General features: G+C 64.1%; 12 protein-coding genes. 3 read left to right on the top strand and 9 right to left on the bottom strand.

What is annotated here, in order from left to right; all coding sequences use genetic code 11:
- Nucleotides 1-4: 4 nt before the first annotated feature.
- Nucleotides 5-6,826, bottom strand: coding sequence for an autotransporter-associated beta strand repeat-containing protein (locus tag FJW06_RS16955; protein WP_181178361.1), 6,822 nt, complete (start codon nt 6,824-6,826; stop codon nt 5-7).
- Between the two features lie 1,284 nt (nt 6,827-8,110).
- Between FJW06_RS16955 and FJW06_RS30160 the strand changes: the two genes are divergently transcribed.
- Nucleotides 8,111-8,413 carry a hypothetical protein gene (locus tag FJW06_RS30160; RefSeq protein WP_181178359.1) on the top strand — a complete coding sequence of 101 codons (303 nt, stop codon included), beginning with the start codon at nt 8,111-8,113 and terminating at the stop codon, nt 8,411-8,413.
- 70 nt (nt 8,414-8,483) lie between these two features.
- Here FJW06_RS30160 and guaA read toward each other — a convergent pair whose 3' ends face one another.
- From guaA to FJW06_RS16920, 4 genes are all read right to left on the bottom strand, one after another.
- Nucleotides 8,484-10,049: a glutamine-hydrolyzing GMP synthase gene (gene guaA, locus FJW06_RS16935; RefSeq protein WP_140753380.1), complete on the bottom strand. Its 1,566-nt coding sequence runs from the start codon at nt 10,047-10,049 to the stop codon at nt 8,484-8,486.
- A gap of 70 nt (nt 10,050-10,119) precedes the next feature.
- A complete protein-coding gene (locus FJW06_RS16930) occupies nt 10,120-10,761 on the bottom strand; it encodes a 5'-methylthioadenosine/S-adenosylhomocysteine nucleosidase (protein ID WP_140753379.1) in 642 nt (213 codons plus the stop codon).
- A gap of 115 nt (nt 10,762-10,876) precedes the next feature.
- Nucleotides 10,877-11,335, bottom strand: coding sequence for a PaaI family thioesterase (locus tag FJW06_RS16925; RefSeq protein ID WP_040990706.1), 459 nt, complete (start codon nt 11,333-11,335; stop codon nt 10,877-10,879).
- A 94-nt stretch (nt 11,336-11,429) separates the two neighbouring features.
- Nucleotides 11,430-12,719, bottom strand: a complete 1,290-nt coding sequence (locus FJW06_RS16920) for an RsmB/NOP family class I SAM-dependent RNA methyltransferase (protein ID WP_140753378.1) — start codon at nt 12,717-12,719, stop codon at nt 11,430-11,432.
- A gap of 331 nt (nt 12,720-13,050) precedes the next feature.
- Between FJW06_RS16920 and FJW06_RS16915 the strand changes: the two genes are divergently transcribed.
- Nucleotides 13,051-13,728 (top strand): MIP family channel protein, encoded by a 678-nt coding sequence (locus tag FJW06_RS16915; RefSeq protein WP_140753377.1) that lies wholly within the window; start codon nt 13,051-13,053, stop codon nt 13,726-13,728.
- A gap of 67 nt (nt 13,729-13,795) precedes the next feature.
- On the opposite strand, the gene katG is transcribed toward FJW06_RS16915, so the two are convergent.
- Nucleotides 13,796-16,003 (bottom strand): catalase/peroxidase HPI, encoded by a 2,208-nt coding sequence (gene katG / locus FJW06_RS16910; RefSeq protein ID WP_140753376.1) that lies wholly within the window; start codon nt 16,001-16,003, stop codon nt 13,796-13,798.
- Between the two features lie 174 nt (nt 16,004-16,177).
- Here katG and FJW06_RS16905 point away from each other — a divergent pair, with 174 nt between their 5' ends.
- A complete protein-coding gene (locus FJW06_RS16905) occupies nt 16,178-17,086 on the top strand; it encodes a hydrogen peroxide-inducible genes activator (RefSeq protein WP_140753375.1) in 909 nt (302 codons plus the stop codon).
- A gap of 47 nt (nt 17,087-17,133) precedes the next feature.
- Here FJW06_RS16905 and FJW06_RS16900 read toward each other — a convergent pair whose 3' ends face one another.
- The 3 genes from FJW06_RS16900 to FJW06_RS16890 form a co-directional block, all read right to left on the bottom strand.
- Nucleotides 17,134-18,195, bottom strand: coding sequence for an ionic transporter (locus tag FJW06_RS16900; protein ID WP_246674650.1), 1,062 nt, complete (start codon nt 18,193-18,195; stop codon nt 17,134-17,136).
- Nucleotides 18,196-18,264: 69 nt separating this feature from the next.
- Nucleotides 18,265-18,888, bottom strand: coding sequence for a poly-gamma-glutamate hydrolase family protein (locus FJW06_RS16895; RefSeq protein WP_140753373.1), 624 nt, complete (start codon nt 18,886-18,888; stop codon nt 18,265-18,267).
- Between the two features lie 10 nt (nt 18,889-18,898).
- Nucleotides 18,899-20,659 carry an AMP-binding protein gene (locus tag FJW06_RS16890; RefSeq protein WP_140753372.1) on the bottom strand — a complete coding sequence of 587 codons (1,761 nt, stop codon included), beginning with the start codon at nt 20,657-20,659 and terminating at the stop codon, nt 18,899-18,901.
- Between the last annotated feature and the right edge of the window lie 55 nt (nt 20,660-20,714).

The raw sequence follows: 20,714 nt of genomic DNA, 5'->3' as shown, positions 1-20,714 counted from the left end.
GCACCTAGCCGTTCGTGTTGTCGACCGTGACCGTTCCCGCAGCGCCCTCGAAGATGGCGAAGCTGGCATTGGCGAACGGCGCCGCGAAGGTGCCTGTGATGTCGGTCCAGTTATTGCTGGCGCCCGCCACTTGCCAGGTGCCGTTGCCGCCGTTGACGATGCTGTTGGAATGCGGGCCGGCATCCCCGTCCCAGTAGCTGAGCTGCAGCCCGGCCGAATTGACGAGGTTGACCTGGTTGGCGACCGAGGTCTGCACGGAATAGTTGGGGTCGGTGACATCGAGTCCGTTATTTGTCAGCGAGCCGCCGTAGTTGAAGATGCGATAGACGCCGGGGCCGAAGGCGCCGCCCGTCGTCTGCGTGACGTTGAGCGTGCCGTCGAGCGTCAGGTTGCCGCCGACATTGACGAGGTCGTTGAGCGGGCCGCCCGGCACGTTCGCTTGGCCGAAATTGAAGTTGACCGCCGACGTGTTGTTGAGGGTCAGCCCGCCATCGATGGTGAGCGCTCCCGGAGCATTTCCGGCTTCGCCGGGCGCCAGCGTGCCGCCGTCGGCGACAGTGACGCTGCCGCCGATCGTGCCGGTGCCGCCCAGCGTCGCCCCGCTCGCGACCGTCGTCGTCCCCGTGGCGCCGGATTGATTGCCGTCGACGATGAGCGTGCCGGCACTGACGTTCGTCGCGCCGGTATATGTGTTGGTTCCGGTGAGCGTCGTGACGCCGGTGCCGAGCTTGTTGACCGCGCCGGTGCCGGAGATGGCGCCGCCGAAGGTGTAGTTATTGTTCAGGTTGAAGGCGAGCGTGCCGTTGTCGGTCACGCTTGGCGTCGTCAGCGCCCCGGCGACGGCGCCGGTGCCGACCTGCAGCGTGCCCGTCTCGATCGTCGTGCCGGCGCTGTAGTTGTGATTGCCGGTCAGTATCAGCGTGCCCGCGCCTTGCTTGTCGAGGGTCTCGAAATTGCTGACATTGGCGCCATCCAGCGTACGCCCCGCAGTCGTGTTGACCTGCAGCGTATCGCCTGCGCCGGTCTCGCCGCCGGTGCCGGCGTCGACCCCCGCGCCAGTGAATACGGCAGTGTCGTTCAACACCAGCGTGTCGTTGCCGGCGCCGAGGTTCAGCGCCGCGGCGCCGGTGGCGAGCGTGCCGCTGACATTGACGGTGTCGTTGCCGCCGCCGAGATCGCCATTGGCCCTGAGCGTGCCGGTCGTAGCGATGTTGATGGTGCTCGCGCCCGCATCGCCGGTGAAGGTCGAGGTGCCGCCTGCCGCGGCTCCGACCGTGCCGTTGACGGTGAGTGTCCCGGCGCCATTCATCGCCACGGTTGCGGTGGTCAGGCCGCCATTCACCTGCAGCGTGCCGGCGTCGACACTGGTGGCGGCCACGTTGTTGCCGGCCGCGGTCAGCACCGTGGTGCCGGTGCCGATCTGCGCGATCGTGCCTTTGCCGGCGCCGCTGTCCGGCGTGATCGTGCCAGTGAAGTTGAACGTATCGCTGCGATTGAATGACAGCGTCGAAGTTGCGCTCGCAATGATCACGTTGCCGGCGCCGGCATTGCCACTGGTGCCGCCATTGCCGATCATCAGATTGCCGTCGTTGATGACCGTGTTGCCGGTAAAGGTGTTGTTGCCGGTGAGCACCCAGGTGCCGGGACCACTTTTGCCGAGCGTGGTCGCGCCGCCGGGGCCGTCGGTGATCTGGCCGCCCATGGTGTTGAGGCCGGTATTGGTGCCGCCGAGCCCGATCGTGCGCGGCCCGCTGCCCGAATAGGTCACGGCCGCAGTGTTGGTGAAGTTGATTACACCCGTGCCCGAGGATTCAATCGACGTCGAGCCGGCGGCTAGCGTGAACAGACGGTCGGTGTTGTCGCCGGCGCCGGTGTAGCGCAAGGTTGCGCCGTTGCCGATCACCAGGTTGGAGGCCGCGCTGGACGAAGCGCCGAGGCTGCTCGCCTGAAGGCCGTTCGAGAGCTTGCTGACGCCGAGCACACCGCCCGAAATCGTCGTAACGCCGGTATAGGTGCTGGTGGGATTGTTGAGGATCCAGGTGCCGGCGCCGCTCTTGGTCAGCGATGTCTTGCCGGTGCCGTTGTCGGCAAGCAGTGCTGACAGGGTGTTGTTGCCGGTGTTGGTGCCCTGCAGTGTCAGGGTGCGGGCAGTGTTTGTGCCGGCCAGCGCGATCGCGCCGGTGTTGGTGAAGCTGACCGGGCCGGTCCCGGAGGCGCCGAGCGTGCCGCCACCCGTTCCGAGAGTGAACAGGCGGTCCGTTGTGCCGGTCGCGCCGCCGGCGCCCGTATAGGTCAGCACGCCGTTGTCGAGCACCAGATTGGCCGCGCCGGCGCTGGCCGCGCCGATCGAGCTGTTGCTGTTGCCGTTGGCTAGGCAATCGACGCTGAGCCCGGCGCCGCCGCCATTAACGGTGGTCACGCCGGTATAGCTGTTGTTGCAGCCAGACAGCACTTGCGCATAGCCACCGCCAGTCCGCGTGATCCCGCCAGTGCCACTGATGGCGCCCGTGAAAGTGCCCCCGTAGTAGCCCATGATGGTGAGCGTGCCAGCGCCCATCGAAACGTTGCCGGCACCGTCGAGTGAATAGACCGTATTATCAAACCCGTTGAGATCAAGCGTCGCACCGCCCACGACATTCATGCCGCCGGAGCCGCCGAAAGCCTGCGCCGAGCCGGCCCGCAGGATGCCGGCATTAACGGTTGTACCGCCGCTATAGGTGTTGGTGCCGCTAAGCACCAGGGTGCCGGCGCCGTTCTTGATCAGACCAGCCGGGCCCACCACCGTGCCGGTAAACGTGAGCGTTGTGGCGGCATCGGTTACATTGATGCCTCCGTTGCCGGTCAAGGTGAACCCGCGGTCAGTAGTAACGGTGCCGCCGGTATAGGCCAGATTGCCGCTGTTGAAGATCAGGTTCGACGAAGCACTGGCCGACGCGCCGATGCCACTTGCCGCGCCGCCATTCTGGATACAATCGGTGGTTATGTTTCCGCCCGCGAGAGTGGTCGCTCCGGAATAGGTATTATTGCAGCCGGTCATAATTTGCGTGTTGCCGGCGCTGGTGAACCCGCCGCTGCCGGTTATGCTCCCGGAGAACGTGCCATTGTTGTTGGTTTTCAACGTCGCCGAGCCCAGGGCGACTGTCCCGTTGCCGTTCAATCCGCCGACGGTATTATCGAATCCTGCGAGGGCAAGCGTGGCGCCGCTGTTCACGGTCATGCCACCAACGCCGACACCTGCCGCGGCGCCGCCGAATGCCTGGGTGGAACCGGCCTGCAACGTACCGGCATTGACGACGGTGCCGCCCACATAGGTGTTGGTGCCCGAAAGTATCAGCGTGCCGGCGCCGTTCTTGATCAGTGCGCCGGTGCCGGCCGGGCCGACCCCGGTGCCGCTGACCGTCAGCCTGGTGCCGGCGTTCGCCACATCGAAACCGCCACCGCCCGCGCCGAGTGTGAAGGCCCGATCGGTGCTGGTTGTGGCGCCCGTGTACTGCAGGGTACCGCCACCCGAAAGCAGCAGATTGCTCGAGGCACTGCTAGACCTGCCGATGCCGCTCGCCACACCGCCATTGGCCAGCGTGCCGACCGAGAGAATACCGCCGGTGATGGAGGTGGGCCCGACATAGTCATTGGCTGCGTTGGCCAGCGTCAGCGTGCCGGCGCCGGCCTTCGTCAGCCCCGCATCGTCAGGACTGGTGACAAGGCCTGTGAAGGTCAGGTTGGCGGCAGCATTGGCTACGTCGATCGTCCGCGACGAACCGCCGTTGACAAGGGTGAAACCGCGGTCGGTGGCGGAAGTGCCCCCGGTGTAAAGGAGCCTGCCGTTTTCGAGCACCAGGTTCGAGGACGCGTTGGACGATGCGCCAACAGCGCTGGCCGTGCCGCCGTTGCCGATGGTGCCGACCCATAGAGTGCCCCCGCTAACGGTCGTCGCCCCGGTGTAGGTATTGTTGGCGGTCAGATTCACCGTGCCCGTGCCAGCCACGGTGACACCGATCGGGCCGCTATTGTCGACGACCGTGGACTGGATCACGAATGTACCGGTGTTGTTTTGCAGGATACCCAACGTGCCGCCACCGATGGGTCCGGTCAGTTGCCCGCCGGTGATGGTTTGGGTATTGTTTCCCACCGACGATCCGACAATGATCGTGCCGTCGACGCCGAGTGTGTTGCCGCCAGCTATCGTTACCGTGCTGGCTTTCGCCACGGTATATTTCAGGCCGCCGAGCTGTACCTGGTTGTCGACCGCATCGCTCACTGTGCCGAAATACTGCGTGTTGGCGGCACCACCGGTGTCGCTCACGATATCGCCATCCACCCAGGTCGACGCATCGTCCTTGGTCGCATAGGACGTCAACGCGGTGATGTTGCCCCCCACCACCTGAGCATAGTCGGTAGTGGCACCGCTGCTGACGGTGGCCCAGCCGCCCAGGGCCGCGCTGGTTGTCTTGATGTTGCCGCTGGCCGGCAGCACGAAATTGACGAGTCCGCCGGTGTGATTGATATTGCCGAGATTGAGCGTGAGGCCACCCGATCCGGAGGTCGCGCTGATCGTGTTGCTGCCGGCCGTAATGTTTGTCTGGGCAAAGCTCTGCGCGTTGGCGACGCTGCCGCCGGTTACCGTTAGCGAGCCGCCACTCATGTCGAGCGTCGACAGGTTCGAGATGATGTTGCTCGCCGGCGCTCCGCCCGCGGCGAAATTGAGCACGAGCGTGCCGCCCTGGACGGTGGTGGCGCCCGTATACGTGTTCGCGCCGGCGAGCGTGAGGGTGCCGGTGCCTCCTTTAATAAGGCCGCCGCTGCCGGCAATGTTGCCGCCATAGCTCGCGCTTGTCGTGCCGTTGATGGTGAGGTTGTTCCCACCCATCGCCACCGAGCCGCCGGTTCCGGCGAGCGACACAAAGGTGGTGTCGAAGCCCCCGAGATCGAGCGTACCGCCGTTCACGATTGCGGCAGGCACCCCAAGGCCGAAAGCCTGAGCATTGCCGGCCCTGAGCGTGCCGCCTTGGACAGTAATGCTTTGCGGAGTCGTGCTGTTGGGGCCGGTGAACGTATTGGCGGCGGTGAGCAACCAGACATCGGACGCTCCGCCGTTCATCACGAGGTTGCCAACGCCCGACAACGTTCCCGAAAGCGTGTTGACCCCGGCATAAGTGCCGCCGAGGGTGAGCACGTCGGGGGAAGCGCCGCCGGCAAGGAACGATAACCCACCGGTGAGATTGAGCGCGCCGGTGCCGTCATTGCTGATCGCGGCCGCCCCATCGAGCGACATCGTTCGATTGGTGCTGGCACCGCCGCCGACATAGCTGAGCGTGCCATTGTTGGTGATGCTCACGGCAGTGGTGGCGCTGCCGAGGTTCGTCGCCATACCGATGGAGCTGCTCGTGCCGATATCCGCGAGCGTGCTGGCGCGGACGGTCACGTTGCCGATGGTCGTATTGCTGGTGTAGGTATTTGCGCCCCCGAGCGTGATGGTTCGACCAGCGCCTCCGCCGTTAAAGGTGGTTCTGTGGTCAACGGCTACGGTGCTACTGATAACCCCGCTCAGGACCATGTCGGCCGACTGGGCGGTGAAGGTATAGGTCGGGACGCCAGGATACCCGGGCGTGAGATAGTTTTCGGTAAAGTTTCCGCTCAGTGTGAGCGTGCCCGTACCGCCGTTGGTTATGGTTTGCCCGCTATAATATGCGCCATTCAAGGTCCAGTTGCGGTCGGAGGTGTCGCCTGTGCCGGTATAGACAAGGTTGCCCAGGTAGATGCCGGCGATGATCGTGCCATTGGCTGCGGTTGTCGGCGCGCCGAGAGCGCTCGGCCCCCCACCGACATTGCGGATCGACGTAAAGTTGACTGTGCTACCGCTGGAATTGAAGCTCGTCTGACCTGTGTAGTCGTTGTTGTCATTGTTTAGCGTGATCGTAGTACCACCTGCGTTGGCCACATTGAGCGCGCCGGCGCCCGTGTAAAACGCGGAGCCAAGATCTCCCGCACCCGTCTTGGCTATTGTCAGAGTGCTGCCGCTGCCGATCGTGACCGTACGGCCGGAGGCCAGTGAAGTCGTGCCACTGTTCGTCAGCGTCGAATTTCCGGTAACGCTGATGTTGTTGGAGCCGGCTCCGAGCGCCGCGTCGCCGTTGAAGGTCAGCGTGCCGCCGCTGAGCGTGATCCCACCCGAGAAGGTGTTGGCGCCGTTGAGAACCAGGACGCCGCCGCCGGCCTTCGTCAGGCCAGACGCGCCGGCAATCACGTTGCCGAAGGTGGCGCTGTCATTGGCATTGCCGTTTACGGTGATTGTCGGCGTGACGCCGCCAAGCGTCAATACGCCGCCCGTGAACGTATAGACTCCATCGGGAGAATTGAGATCGTCGAAGGTCAGACTGTGGACAGTAATCGGCGCTGCGAGGTTGATTATGCCGGCCGTGCCGCCGAAGAACGCGTCATCAAGGGCGCCATTGTTCCAGGTCGTGTAGGGGCCGCTGAGGCCGTCGCCATTGGGGCTCCAGAAATTGGACGTCGTGTCCCATGTGCCGCTGCCGCCGCGGCCGGCCGTGGTGCCGTTGGGGTCCCAGTATCGGCTCGCGGCGCCCGCCTGCCCCGTGGCCACCGCCAGCACCAGCGCCGCCGGCACCAGCGTCACCGCCCAGGCTTTTGAGGTCGCGGTCACGATTTGAGCCAAATGCGGCGCACGGCTCGCCACGTGGCCTTTCCATTTGGTCATCCGACCACCGCGCATCAGCCGCGCGCCGTAGGCAGGGGCGCGGGACGCGGTTGCCGACAGATCCTTCCGGCGCTTGCGGGTCTCTGCTGAACTATCCTGGATTCGGCTCATTCTGCCCCCTTTGCGCCAGCCTGGCGGGTCTCGCGACTGGCCGTCGGGATCTGGCGCACGCATGCGATTGCAATTGAAAATTCGGACGAAGCCGGCTGCGGCGGATGAAAGCGCTGGGATCAAGCAGCTGTGGCTGTCCGGGACAGCCTGCTCTGAAAAATGCAGCGCGATGCTGCTCTAGGCAACCGGAGTAAGAGAAAATTGCGTAGTTCCGGCGCCCGTTAAGCCGCCCTGTGGGCGAGGGGGTCTGCCGGACACCCAGCGGGACAACATTGGAAATCCAGTGATCCGCGGAACGCCGTTGCATCGCGTCAATGATCGAGATCGCAAGCAGCCATCCGAAAGACTGGCGCCCGCGCATCGTGTGTGTCTGCTGCTCTTCGGAAATCCGCGGCGATTGGCGCGTGCTGCAACCCGCAAGTTCGGGCAAAGCTCGGCATGTCCCCCGTCCTCCTCGGCACTTCCGGCATGCGCAGGGTGCTCGGCGACGATCGCCTGCCCACACGTCAGCCGCATGAAACCCGGCATAGTTTCAATTGCCTCAAGAAGACATGATTCCAAGACTTGAGTATTTCAAGATTGTGCTGTGTTGTTCAAAAAAGTCGGCAAGGCTTGGCAGCGGTTAACACCTTATTACTTTAGAGGTGCCTTTAGTAAGCCAGCGGTAACTTAGCCGGAGAGATGCATGCTGATCCCGGTGCTCGGCCGGCGGGCGACAATGTGACAGAAGCGCTCGCGGTATGTCCCGATCTTGAGGCCATCCAGACCACTGCTTCATTCCTGCATCGGTACTTTGGGCGAGGCGCCGGCTAGGCTGAATTGATCGGCAACAAAAAAGCCCGCCGACCGGAGCCGACGGGCTTTTGATCTTCTGAAAACGCCAGATCAGGCTGGCCCAATCGGCCCGGAGATCACGACGACCTGGGCTGCAACCGTGCCAAGGCGCTCACGCTTCCGCAGGACAGGCTTCTCGTAAGTCTTTTTCATAGGGCGCCCCCCTTCGACAGGACGACGGCAATGACGCTGCTCAGCCGCTCGCGTTTCGTCCAAACCGGCTTCTCGTAAGTCTTCTTCATGGGAAATCCCCCTGTTGATCCCTCAAACGATGTCGAGTTGGCGCCTGGCTTCGTTGTTTGTCAAGCAGGGTACGCAAGGAACCAAAGTCGTAGCTCCCCGAGATGGAACGCACATTCGAGGCGATCCTGGCATGGATGACGGCAACCACCTTCGGCAGGGTGACGAAACCGAAGACCGAAGGGGCGGCGATCGCGATCCGCTCTGTCGGTGCCGCTGGCCTTCGTGCGCGCCTTCGGGCGTCCGGGCTCCTCGGGCGCGGCGCCGGCCTACACCTATGTCGTTCGCGGCACGCCGATGCTGGTGCAGCTCCTTCTGAAGTACCGTCAGCGGCTTTTTGAGGGCCGAATTCAGAATTTGGAGTTATTTCAGGTATTTAGCTCAAAAAAGGTACCGTCAGAAGCCCTCTATGACGTGACGGTACTGTCATCGTGGGAATACGGTGGAGGTCCGGCAGATAGTACGGCAACACCGAATGACCTGCGCCGACAGCCGGCGAAAGTTGCCGGCTAAATGTATCTTAAATTTCAGTGACTTAGTTCGAGCTCTGGCGCAATTTCGGCGGCGTTCGGATGGGCCTGAATCACTCCCACTCGATCGTGCCGGGCGGCTTCGACGTCACGTCGTAGACGACGCGGTTGATGCCCTTCACCTCGTTGATGATGCGGGTGGCAGCGGCGCCGAGGAAGTTCATGTCGTAGTGGTAGAAGTCGGCCGTCATGCCGTCGACGGAGGTCACGGCGCGCAGCGCGCAGACGAACTCGTAGGTGCGGCCGTCGCCCATCACGCCGACGGTCTGCACCGGAAGCAGCACGGCGAACGCCTGCCAGATGGCGTCGTAGAGGCCGGCCTTGCGGATCTCGTCGAGATAGATGGCATCGGCCTCGCGCAGGATCTCCAGCTTCTCGCGGGTGATGCCGCCCGGGCAGCGAATGGCCAGGCCAGGCCCCGGGAAGGGATGGCGGCCGATGAAGCTTTCAGGCAGGCCGAGCTCCTTGCCCAGCGCCCGCACCTCGTCCTTGAACAATTCGCGCAGCGGCTCGACCAGCTTCATGTTCATGCGCTCGGGCAGGCCGCCGACATTGTGGTGCGACTTGATCGTCACCGACGGGCCGCCGGAGAAGGAGACGCTTTCGATGACGTCGGGATAGAGCGTGCCCTGGGCCAGGAAATCGGCGCCGCCGAGCTTCTTTGCTTCCTCCTCGAACACCTCGATGAACAGCCGGCCGATGGTCTTGCGCTTCTTCTCCGGATCGGCCTCGCCTTCCAGCGCCGAGATGAAGCGGTCGGAGGCGTCGACCAGGATCAGCGGCAGGTTGTAGTGCTGGCGGAACATCTCCACCACGCCCTTGGCCTCGTCCTTGCGCATCAGGCCATGGTCGACGAGGATGCAGGTCAACTGATCGCCGACCGCCTCATGGATGAGAAGCGCCGCGACGGAGGAGTCGACGCCGCCCGAGAGCGCGCAGATGACCTTGCCCTTGCCGACCTGCTTGCGGATCGTCTCCACCGCGTGCTCGCGATAGGCGCGCATCGTCCAGTCGCCCTCGATGCCGGCGATGTTGTGGACGAAGTTCCTCAGCAGCCTGGCGCCGTCCGGCGTATGCACCACTTCCGGATGGAACATGATGCCGTACATCTTGCGCTCGATATCGCCGAAGATGGCGAAGGGCGAGCTTTCCGACTTGCCGAGCACCTTGAAGCCCGGCGGCAATTCGATGACTCGGTCGCCATGGCTCATCCATACCTGGTGACGCTGGCCGGGTGCCCACAGGCCTTCGAACAGCGGGCTTTCCTTCTCGATCTCGACGAAGGCGCGGCCGAACTCGCGGTGGTTGGAGCTTTCGGCGACGCCGCCCATCTGCACGCAGAGCGCCATCTGGCCGTAGCAGATGCCGAGCACCGGCACGCCGGCATCGAAGACGATCTGCGGCGCGCGCGGGCTGCCGATGTCGGTGGTCGAGGCCGGTCCGCCCGACAGGATCACAGCTTTCGGCTTGATGCGCTTGAAGGCAGCTTCCGCCGATTGGAACGGCACGATCTCGGAAAAGACGCCGGCCTCGCGGATGCGGCGGGCGATGAGCTGCGTGAACTGGCTGCCGAAATCGACAATCAGGACGGTGTCGGGATGATTGGCTGTCGTCGTCATGGCGAGCCTTTAGAGAAAGAAACGAGTCCGCGCAATGGGCTCCGCGCTGCGGCTTTCCGTCCCTTCGGGCCTAGCCCAGGCGGACCGCACCGGATTCGATCGCCTGCTCCAGCAAGCCGACGGCCGCAGCCAGCTTCTCGTCGATCACATGCAGATACTCCGTCCAGTCGTTGACGTGCCTGAGATCGGCCGCGCCGTCGGAAATGCCGCGCAGCCCAATCAGCGGCACGCCGAAGAGCTGACAGGCGCGCAGGCAGGCGAAGGTCTCCATGTCGACCATGTCGGCATCGATGGCGTCGTAGGCGGCGCCGGAAACGATCGCGCCGCCGGTCGAGAGCGAAGCGGTCTTGATGCCCGGGATGACGAAAGGCAGCGGCACCGTCACCGGCAGGTCGAGGAAAGGCGTCGCCCCCTTCTCGAAGCCGAGCGGCGAAGCGTCCATGTCGCGATAACCCACCGACACGGCCTGGTAGATTTCGGCCTGCTCCAGCTTGCGGCTGCCGGCCGAACCCAGCGAGACGACCAGGTCCGGCAGCGCTCCCTCGGCCTTCAATGCGGCCAACTCGGCGCCCAGCCGCACCCCTGCCTCGACCGGACCGACACCGGTCATCAGCGGCGTGAACAGGTTTTTCAGGTGCTGGCCGTATTCGGCCTCCACCGCCATCACGAAGAGAACGGATTTTCCCGACAGGCTCGGCACTTCGACAGTCATGAAGCTTTACCCCTATTTGCTACGACGAAGAGCAAGGGACAACGTGCCCTTGTCGCCTCCCGCCCCTTCGCCATGGCTCCGGCGTTCGTCGCTCGAAAAGCCCATTAGGGCTTTCTCACCCTTCAATCCCGTCGCGGCCGACCACCGTCATCATGGTGCCGGTCATGGTGGCGATCAGCTTGGCCTCGCCGTCGGCGGCGAAGGCGTAGGCCTGCCCGTCGGCGACGATGATGGTGCGTCCGGGCTTCGTCACGGAACCGCGGAACAGGAAGCGCTCGCCCCTGCCCGGCGCGAGCAGGTTCACCTTGAACTCGATGGTCAGCACGCCGGAATTTTCCGGCATCAACGAGAATGCGGCATAGCCGCAGGCGGAGTCCAGCGCAGTCGAGATGACGCCGGCATGCAGGAAACCGTGCTGCTGGGTGAGCGCGGCCGAGTAAGGCATCTCGATCTCGATGATGCCGGGCGTCACCACCGTCAGCTCGGCGCCGATCGTCGCCATCGCCTTCTGCCGGGCGAAGGAGGCCCTGACGCGTTCCTCGAAATCGGGAGCGGGTACGATCTTGGCTGCCATGGAGCTTCGCCTCCTATTTGCTGGCGAAGCTTATTGCAGAGGCAGGCAAGACAGGCAATCTCTTATGTTGCAGCGCAGCAAAAGCCCCGCGTCCTCAATCAGCCCTGCGCAGCGCGTGGAAATAGAAGCCGTCCGTACCGCTCAGCGCAGGCGACAGCGAGATGCCGCCGGTACCGGCAATGCGCGCGGCCCCTTCATGGCCGGGAAAGCGGCTGTCCCAGAGCTGGCGGTGATCGACCGGCGCGAAGCCTTGATGGCGTTCGCGGAACGCCGCGACCTGCTCGCCGTTCTCGGCGTCGAACACCGAACAGGTGATGTAGACCAGCAGGCCGCCCGGCCTGACGAACGCCTGCGCGGTATCGAGGATTGCCTGCTGCTCTCCCTTTCGGGCATCGAGCTGCCTTTCCGTCAACCGCCATTTGGCGTCGGGCCGCCGCCGCCAGGTGCCGCTGCCGGTGCAAGGCGCGTCGATCAGCACGAGGTCCATATGCCCGGTGAGCGGCGCAAGCTCCGCGGGCTTGCTGACGATCTGGACGTTGCGGTTGTGCGAACGGCGGATCCGCTCGAAGATCGGCGCCAGCCGCACCTTCTCCGCGTCGTGGGCAAAGAGCTGGCCGCGATTGTCCATCTCGGCCGACAGCGCCAGCGTCTTGCCGCCGGCGCCGGCGCAATAGTCGAGCACCTGCATGCCGGGCGCGGCGCCGGCAAGCGCCGCGGCAAGCTGCGAGCCCTCGTCCTGCACTTCGAACCAGCCTTTCTGGAAGGCGGGCTCGGCCTGCACGTTCGGATGCCTGCCGTCGCCGTCGATCGGCGGGATGCGGATGCCGTTCGGCGCGATCGCCGCGGGCGCGGCACCCGTGCCCTGGAGCTCGGCCAGCACCTTGGCGCGATCGGCCTGGAGCGTGTTGACCCTGAGATCCAGCGGCGGGCGCTGGGCGAGCGCCGCGCCTTCCTCGACCCAGGCGTCGCCATAGGCTTGATCGAGCAAGGGCGCGCACCAGTCCGGGATATCGGCGCGCACAGCATCGGGCGCGTCGTCAAGCTTGCGCTCGGCCGCCGCCTTCAACTCGGACGCGCTGAGCAACGGCGGCGCGAATTTGTCGCCGTCCAGTGCATCGTTGAGCGACTGCGCCGTCTGCCCCCACTCCAGCAAAAGCGCGCCGAAGCCGATGGCGCGCGGCGTGTCGTCGCCGAACAGCCAGCCGGCCGAGCGTTTGCGGCGTAGCGCGTCATAGACGATGTTGCCGATCGCGGCGCGATCGCCGCCGCCGGCGAAGCGATGCGACAGGCCCCAGTCGCGCAGGGCGTCGGCCACCGGCCGGTGGCGCCGCCCGATGTCTTCAAGAACCTCTATGGCCGCCGCCAGCCTTCCGCCTAGTCGCATTCCGTTTTCCGTAGCTGTTACAAATCGGTTCCAGCCCGCTCATAAAGCCTTTCCGGCCAGGATTGAAACAGTTCCGTTCGGTTTGCCGATGAAATGACGTTTCAAGACCGGGCGATTTGGCCGAATGATTTTTCCATGATGGGGGCCCGAGGCACGAAACAACAACAATCGATCAGAACATGAAAGACTTCTAATGTTTTTGATTGACGTCTGCAAGAAAGACCATCGGCTTAACCTCCCAGCTTTCCAAGTGTTGTCCGCGGGAATACTCTTCCAGCAGTGATTCGCGACGCGGGAAATGCGGTTCGACGGATCCTATGAGGAGAGGGCAATGAAGACTTATCTGGCAGAAGTTCTCGGCACGTTTTTGTTGGTGTTCATCGGCACGGCCTCCGTGGTCACGGGCGGTTTCGGCGGCGCGCTGCCGCTCGGACAGGAAGGCATCGGCCTGGCGTTCGGCATCGGCCTGATCGCCGCGGCCTATGCGATCGGCCCGATCTCGGGCGCGCATCTCAATCCGGCGGTGACGCTCGGCGTGTTCCTGGCGGGGCGGATGCCGGCCAAGGACGTCGTCCCCTACTGGATCGCGCAGATCATCGGCGCCATAATCGCCTCGCTGGCGCTGTGGATCATCGTTTCGGGCCAGGCCGGCGGGCACACCGGCGGCTTCGGCGCCAATGGCTGGGACGAGACGAAATGGGGCATGAGCTCGGCCTTCCTGTGGGAGCTGATCGGCACCTTCACCTTCGTCACGGTGATCCTCGGCGTCACCAACGCCAAGCACACGACCGCCTTCGCCGGCCTGGCAATCGGCCTGACGCTGGCAGGCATCCACTTCGCCATGATCCCGGTGACCGGCACCTCGGTCAATCCGGCCCGCTCGATCGGCCCGGCGCTGTTTTCGGGCGGTGCTGCGCTCAGCCAGCTCTGGCTGTTCATCGTCGCGCCGCTGATCGGCGGAGCGATCGCCGGCGTGGTCGCCAAGGCCGGTATCTTCGAAAAGGACTGACAGCTCCGTAGAAACGCAAAAAGGCGCGGGCATGATGACCCGCGCCTTTTTCTTGGGAGGTCCGACCTTACTTCGCGATGTCGAAGCGGTCGGCGTTCATCACCTTCGTCCAGGCCTTGACGAAATCCTTGACGAATTTCGCCTTGGCGTCGCTTGAACCATAGACCTCGGAAAGCGCGCGCAGCTGCGCGTGCGAGCCGAAGATCAGGTCGGCGCGGGTGCCGGTCCACTTCACTTCTCTGGTCTTGCGGTCGCGCGCTTCATAGACCTCGTCCGAACCGGGCTCGGAGCCGGCCGCCGGATCCCAGACGGTCGCCATCGAGAGCAGGTTGACGAAGAAGTCGTTGGTGAGCTGGCCCGGCCTGTCGGTGAAGACGCCGTGCTTCGAGCCGCCGGTATTGGCACCGAGCACGCGCAGGCCGCCGACCAGCACCGTCATCTCCGGCGCCGTCAGCGTCAGCAACTGGGCCCGATCCACCAGCATCGCTTCGACCGACATCGGCAACGTGCCGCGGGCGTAATTGCGGAAGCCGTCGACTTTCGGTTCCAACGCCGCGAAGGAGGCGACATCCGTCTGCTCCTGCGAAGCATCCATACGGCCTGGCGTGAAGGGCACCTTGACCTCGTTGCCGCCGTCCTTCGCCGCCTTCTCGACCGCGGCGACGCCGCCAAGCACGATGAGATCGGCGAGCGAGACCTTCTTGTCGCCGGTCTGGGTTGCGTTGAACTCCTTCTGGATGGCTTCCAGCTTGGCCAGCACCTTGGCGAGCTGAGCCGGCTCGTTGACCTCCCAGTCCTTCTGGGGCGCCAGACGGATGCGGCCGCCATTGGCGCCGCCGCGCTTGTCCGAGCCGCGGAAGGTCGAGGCCGAGGCCCAGGCGGTCGAGACCAGCTCCGACACCGACAGGCCGGAGGCCAGGATCTTCGCCTTGAGCGCAGCGATGTCGGCTTCGCTCACCAGTTCGTGGTCGATGGCCGGGATCGGATCCTGCCAGATCAGCTCTTCCTTCGGCACGAGCGGGCCGAGATAGCGCACGACCGGACCCATGTCGCGGTGGGTGAGCTTGAACCAGGCGCGGGCGAAGGCGTCGGCGAACTGGTCCGGGTTCTGATGAAACCGGCGCGAGATCTTCTCGTAGGCCGGATCGAAACGCAGCGCGAGATCGGTGGTGAGCATGGCCGGCGCGTGACGCTTGGAGGGATTGTGCGCGTCCGGAACGGTACCGGCGCCGGCGCCGCCCTTCGGCGTCCACTGATGAGCGCCGGCCGGGCTCTTCGTCAGCTCCCATTCATAGTTGAAGAGATTGTCGAAGAAGTTGTTGCTCCATTTGGTCGGCGTCGTCGTCCAGGTCACCTCGAGGCCCGAGGTGATGGCGTCGCCGGCAATGCCGGAGGCATATTTGCTCGACCAGCCGAGGCCCTGCGCCTCGATGCCGGCGCCTTCCGGCTCGGCGCCCACCAGCGAGGCGTCGCCGGCGCCATGCGTCTTGCCGAAGGTGTGGCCGCCGGCGATCAGTGCCACGGTTTCCTCGTCGTTCATCGCCATGCGGCCGAAGGTCTCGCGGATGTCGCGCGCCGCGGCGACCGGATCCGGCTTGCCGTTCGGGCCTTCGGGGTTGACGTAGATGAGACCCATCTGGACGGCGCCGAGATGGCCGCGAAGCTCACGGTCGCCAGAATAGCGCTCGTCGCCGAGCCACTTGGTCTCGGAGCCCCAGTCCACGTCCTGCTCCGGCTCCCACACATCGGCGCGGCCGCCGGCAAAGCCAAAGGTCTTGAAGCCCATCGATTCCAGCGCAACGTTGCCGGTGAGGATCAGAAGGTCGGCCCAGGAGATCTTGCGGCCGTATTTCTGCTTGACCGGCCACAGCAGCCGGCGCGCCTTGTCGAGATTGGCGTTGTCCGGCCAGCTATTCAGAGGCGCGAAACGCTGCTGACCGGCGCCGGCGCCGCCGCGGCCGTCGCCGATGCGATAAGTGCCGGCGCTGTGCCAGGCCATGCGGATGAAGAGCGGCCCGTAATGGCCGAAGTCGGCCGGCCACCAGTCCTGCGAATCCGTCATGACCTTGTGCAGGTCTGCGATCACCGCATCGAGGTCGAGGCTTGCGAACTCCTTGGCGTAGTCGAAGTCTTCGTCCATCGGGTCCGAGAGGTTCGATTGCTGATGCAGGACAGCAAGGTCGAGCTGGTTCGGCCACCAGTCGCGGTTGCTCCGTCTGGATCCATGCGCCACCGGGCATTTGCCAGCGCTGTTGTCGTCGGTTTTCGCGTCCATCTTGGGTCTCCCGATTCTGCAGAGGTTTTGCCGAGGTTGAATTTTGCCGAGTTGATTTTCCCGAAAATTTCCGGGGGCAGCCACTGGCCGCGCCAACCTGGAATGATTCCAGACTAGGCCGGCCTGCCGATAAAGACAAATTGCCTTTGCTGTTTCATTTGATAGGATTTCCTTATGATTGGCCTGACCGTCCGGCAAATGCAATATTTCGATGCGTTGGCGCAGACGCTGCATTTCGGCCGCGCGGCGAAGCTTGCCGGCGTCAGCCAGCCGGCCCTTTCCGCGCAGATCGCCGAGATGGAAGAGCGGCTGAAGTGCCTGCTTTTCGAGCGCGGCGGCAAGACGGTGCGCATGACCGATGAGGCACTTGCCCTGCAGCCGCGTATCGAGCGCATTCTGGCCGACATACGTGACGTCGAGACGACGGCCCGGCGCGGCCGCCCGAGCATGGAAGGGCGCTTCCGGCTGGGCATCATCCCGACCGTCGCGCCCTATCTCCTGCCGCATGTGCTGCCGGAGTTGAAGAAGCACTACCCTTCCCTCCAGCTCGAACTGCGCGAAGCGGTAACCGCATCCCTGGTCGAGGACGCGACGTCCGGCCGGCTCGACGCCTTCATCGCGGCCTTGCCGCTCGACCAGCCGGCGATCGTCACCGAAGGGCTTTTTCCCGACCGCTTCTTCCTCGCCGTTCCCGCCGGCGACCCGGCCTTCGCTTCGCCGCCGGTGCCGCCGGAAAGCCCGGCGCTGGAGCGGCTGATGCTCCTGGAGGAAGGCCACTGCCTGCGCGAGCAGGCCTTAGCCGTCTGCGGCAATGTGCGGCCGGTGGCGATGGCGAGCTACGGCGCGACCAGCCTGACGACGCTCTTGCAGATGGTGGCGCATGGGCTCGGCGTCACGCTAGTGCCGGAAATGGCGGCAAGTGCCGCCGGCGTCATGCCGGACCTGAGGATCGTGCCGTTCCAGGAGCCAATGCCGCAGCGCATGATCTGCATGGCCTGGCGGAAGAACAAGGTGCGCCGGGACGAGTGCGTGGAACTGGCGCGGATCATACGCGGGCTGGATCGGGCGGTGCTGGCGGCGTGAGCGCCTTTCGAGGCGTCTCTGCGCCGAATGGCCGGCCCGCGACAAGTTCAGGGCACGAAGATCAGAAACACATAGGTGAAAAACACCACGACATGGACCATGCCGGTCAGGAAGGTCGTTCTTTCGGTGCTGAAGCTCACGCTGCAGATGAAAAGCGCCAGCACCAGAAGCACGGCATCGGACGCCGGCAATCCCAGGGTCAATCCCCTGCCCGTCAGCAGGCTGGCCGCCGCAACCGCCGGTATCGTCAAGCCTATCGTGGCGCAGGCCGAGCCCATCGCGACGTTCAGCCTGCGCTGCAGCTCGTTCTTGAACGAGGCGCGGATAGCCGAGATGGCCTCCGGCATCAAAACCAGTGCCGCGATCATTGCTCCCACGATGCTGTCGGCCTGGGTCACCTTATAGGCAGCGAGCGCATCCTCCACGCTCGCGGCGACCTGCTCGGCGAGCAGGACAATGCCGATGAGCCCGCTCAACAGCAGCAGGGCGCTGACGAAAATACTTCTGTGGGAGGCGGTCCGCACCGGAACGTCGTGCGCCTGCCCCTGGACGAAGTCCTCCCGGTGCCGGATGGTCTGGGCGAACACGAAGCTCGTATGGAGCAACACCGAAAGAACGCTGACGAAACCAAGCTGAGCCGCCGAAAACGTGCCGGGATCCGTAGCCTGGGTGTAGGTCGGAAGAATAAGCGTCATCACGGTCAACGCGATCAGAACCGACAGGTATGCGTTGGTGCCTTGCCGCAGGATCGCCTGCTTGCGGTAGCGCCAGCCGCCAAGCGTGAGACAGATGCCGACGACGCCGGTGGACGTAATCATCACTGTCGAGAAAACGGATTCGCGCGCCAGCGTCGGATTGTTTTCTCCATGCAGCATCATGGAGACGATGATCGACACTTCGATTGCCGTCACCGCAAAAGTCAGCACCAAAGTTCCATAGGGCTCGCCCACGCGCACGGCCACTGCCTCGGCATGGTCGAGCACCACGAAAATGGTGATGAACATGATGGCGCTCGACAGCGCCCCAACGACTATCCTGGCGTTCAGCGCCCCTTCATCAACCGAAAGGCCGCTGGCCCTGACCGCGAAGGCCATCGCCAGCGCGGCCAACGGGATCGCGTAGGAAGTCACCGACCGCCCGTAACCAGTCATCCAAGCCCCCTAGACCAGGCGCACCGCTCAAAACACGACCGAGGACCCGGCACCATTTCTGGCGTCGACTATGTCGATAGCCTTGCGAACCGCCCCACAGAATCTTTCCAGAAGTTCCGGCTCGTTGCCCAGCCGGCGGCGCAGCGAGAAAGGCACTTCCAGCTGTGCTCCCTTCCCCGTCGCTCCTCGGTTGACGATGTTCGAATCCTGGATGCCTGGAAACGGATGGTTATCCTTTTTCGTCTGAAATCCCGCCTCCTGAAGACGCCAGGCTATCTCTGAAACCAACGCGGCGTCCTTGCCGCCCAGGTAGACCGTAGCGGGATCGTCGCGATCCTGACGGCCGTGGATGGCGACGACGGTGGACTTCGTCCGCAACAGGTCCAGCGCGGTTGCCTCGTCAAAGTTCCTGGACGTTATGTGCAGCTCCCGGTTGCTTTCCGGCATGAGCCCTTCAAAGCAATACATATCGAGATCGCCTCCTGCTATCGTTTCGGTGATCAGGGAGGTGCGGGGTTCGATCTTGCCGCCATGCGGGGCGATGACGATCGAACCGCCGGTTCGCGCGCCACGCCGGATGACGATGCGGTAGTCCACGTCTTCGATCTTGGCGGCTCTCAGCGCCGCGAAATTGGGAAACTCGTTGTCCATAAATGCCGTTTCACGCCGTCTTCTGCGCCACCAGCCCCAGTTCCTCCACCATCGCCTCGCGCATCAGGAATTTCTGCGGCTTGCCGGTCACCGTCATCGGCAGTTCGGTGCGGAAGCGGATGTGGCGCGGCACCTTGTAGTGCGCGATCTGACCGGCGCAGAAGGCCTTGATCTCATGCTCGGTGGCGATCTGGTCGGGCTTGAGCACGATCCAGGCGCAGAGCTCCTCGCCATATTTGTCGTCGGGAATGCCGAAAACCTGAACTTCCTTGACCTTGGGATGGCGATACAGGAATTCCTCGACCTCGCGCGGATAGACGTTCTCGCCGCCGCGGATGACCATGTCCTTCACCCGGCCGACAATGTTGCAATAGCCCTCGGCATCGATCGTCGCGAGGTCGCCGGTGTGCATCCAACTGTCGGCATCGATCGCCTCGCGGGTCTTTTCGGCGTCGTCCCAATAGCCCTTCATCACCGAATAGCCGCGCGTGCAGAGCTCGCCCGGCTCGCCGACCGCGACGGTGACGCCGTCGGCGGCGATCGCCTTGACCTCGACATGCGGATGGATGCGGCCGACGGTGGAGACGCGTTTTTCCAGCGGATCGTCGACGCTGCTCTGGAAGGAGACCGGGCTGGTCTCGGTCATGCCGTAGGCGATGGTCACCTCAGACATATGCATCAGGGACACCACCTTCTTCATCACCTCGATCGGGCAAGGTGAGCCGGCCATGATGCCGGTGCGCAGGCTGGAGAGATCGAAGCTCGCAAAATCCGCATGATCGAGCATGGCGACGAACATCGTCGGCACGCCATAGAGCCCGGTGCAGCGCTCCTGCGCAACCGCCTTGAGCGTCGCGCCGGCGTCAAAACCTTCGCCCGGGAAAACCATGGTCGCGCCTTTCGACACGCAACCCATCGTGCCCATCGACATGCCGAAGCAATGGTAGAGCGGCACCGGGATGCAGAGCCGGTCGTCGACGGTGAGCTTTATGGCCGAAGTGACGAAATTGCCGTTGTTGACGATGTTGGAATGCGTCAGCGTCGCGCCCTTCGGCGCGCCAGTCGTGCCGCTGGTGAACTGGATGTTGATGGCCTCGCCCGGCTTCAGGCTTTCGGAGATGCGATCGAGGCTGTCATGCTCGTCGCGGCCGGCCATGGCCAGCACGTCGCCGAAATTGAACATGCCGGGCGAGTTGTCGTCGCCCATGCGAATGACGATCTTCAGCGCCGGCAGTTTCTTGGCCTTGAGCTTGCCGGGCTCCGCCTTGGCGATCTCCGGCGCCAGCGTTTCGATCATGCCGAGATAGTCGGAGGTTTTGAACTGGGCGGCCGTGACCAGCGCGTTGCAACCCACTTTGTTCAGCGCGTATTCCAGCTCGGTCAGCCGATAGGCCGGGTTGATGTTGACGAGGATCAGGCCGATGCGCGCGGTGGCGAACTGCGTCACCAGCCATTCCCAGCGGTTCGGCGACCAGATGCCGACCCGGTCGCCTTTTTCCAGCCCCAGCGCCAGAAAACCGGCGGCCAAGGCGTCCACCGCATCCGACAGCTCGCTCCAGGTGAAGCGCTTATCCTGGCCGACGAAGACAGCCGCGTCGAGCGTGGCGTATCTGCTCACCGTATCGGAAAACAGCTCCGGAATGGTCTTGTCGAGCAGAGGCACCGAGCGGTCGCCCGACACATGCGACTTGCCGCCAACCGGAGCAATGAAGCTGTTGCGTGCTTTGCGCAGATTGGTGGCGTTCATGAGCTCGTCGAGTTTGATCGCCATCGCCGTTCTCCTCCCGGGATAGGTCAGCCTATCAGCCGATGGGGATGGTGGAAAT

Source organism: Mesorhizobium sp. B4-1-3 (genome assembly GCF_006439355.1).
In the GTDB taxonomy this organism is placed as follows: domain Bacteria; phylum Pseudomonadota; class Alphaproteobacteria; order Rhizobiales; family Rhizobiaceae; genus Mesorhizobium.
Note: the sequence above shows the minus strand (reverse complement) of the source record. Positions and strands in the feature narration are given on the sequence as shown.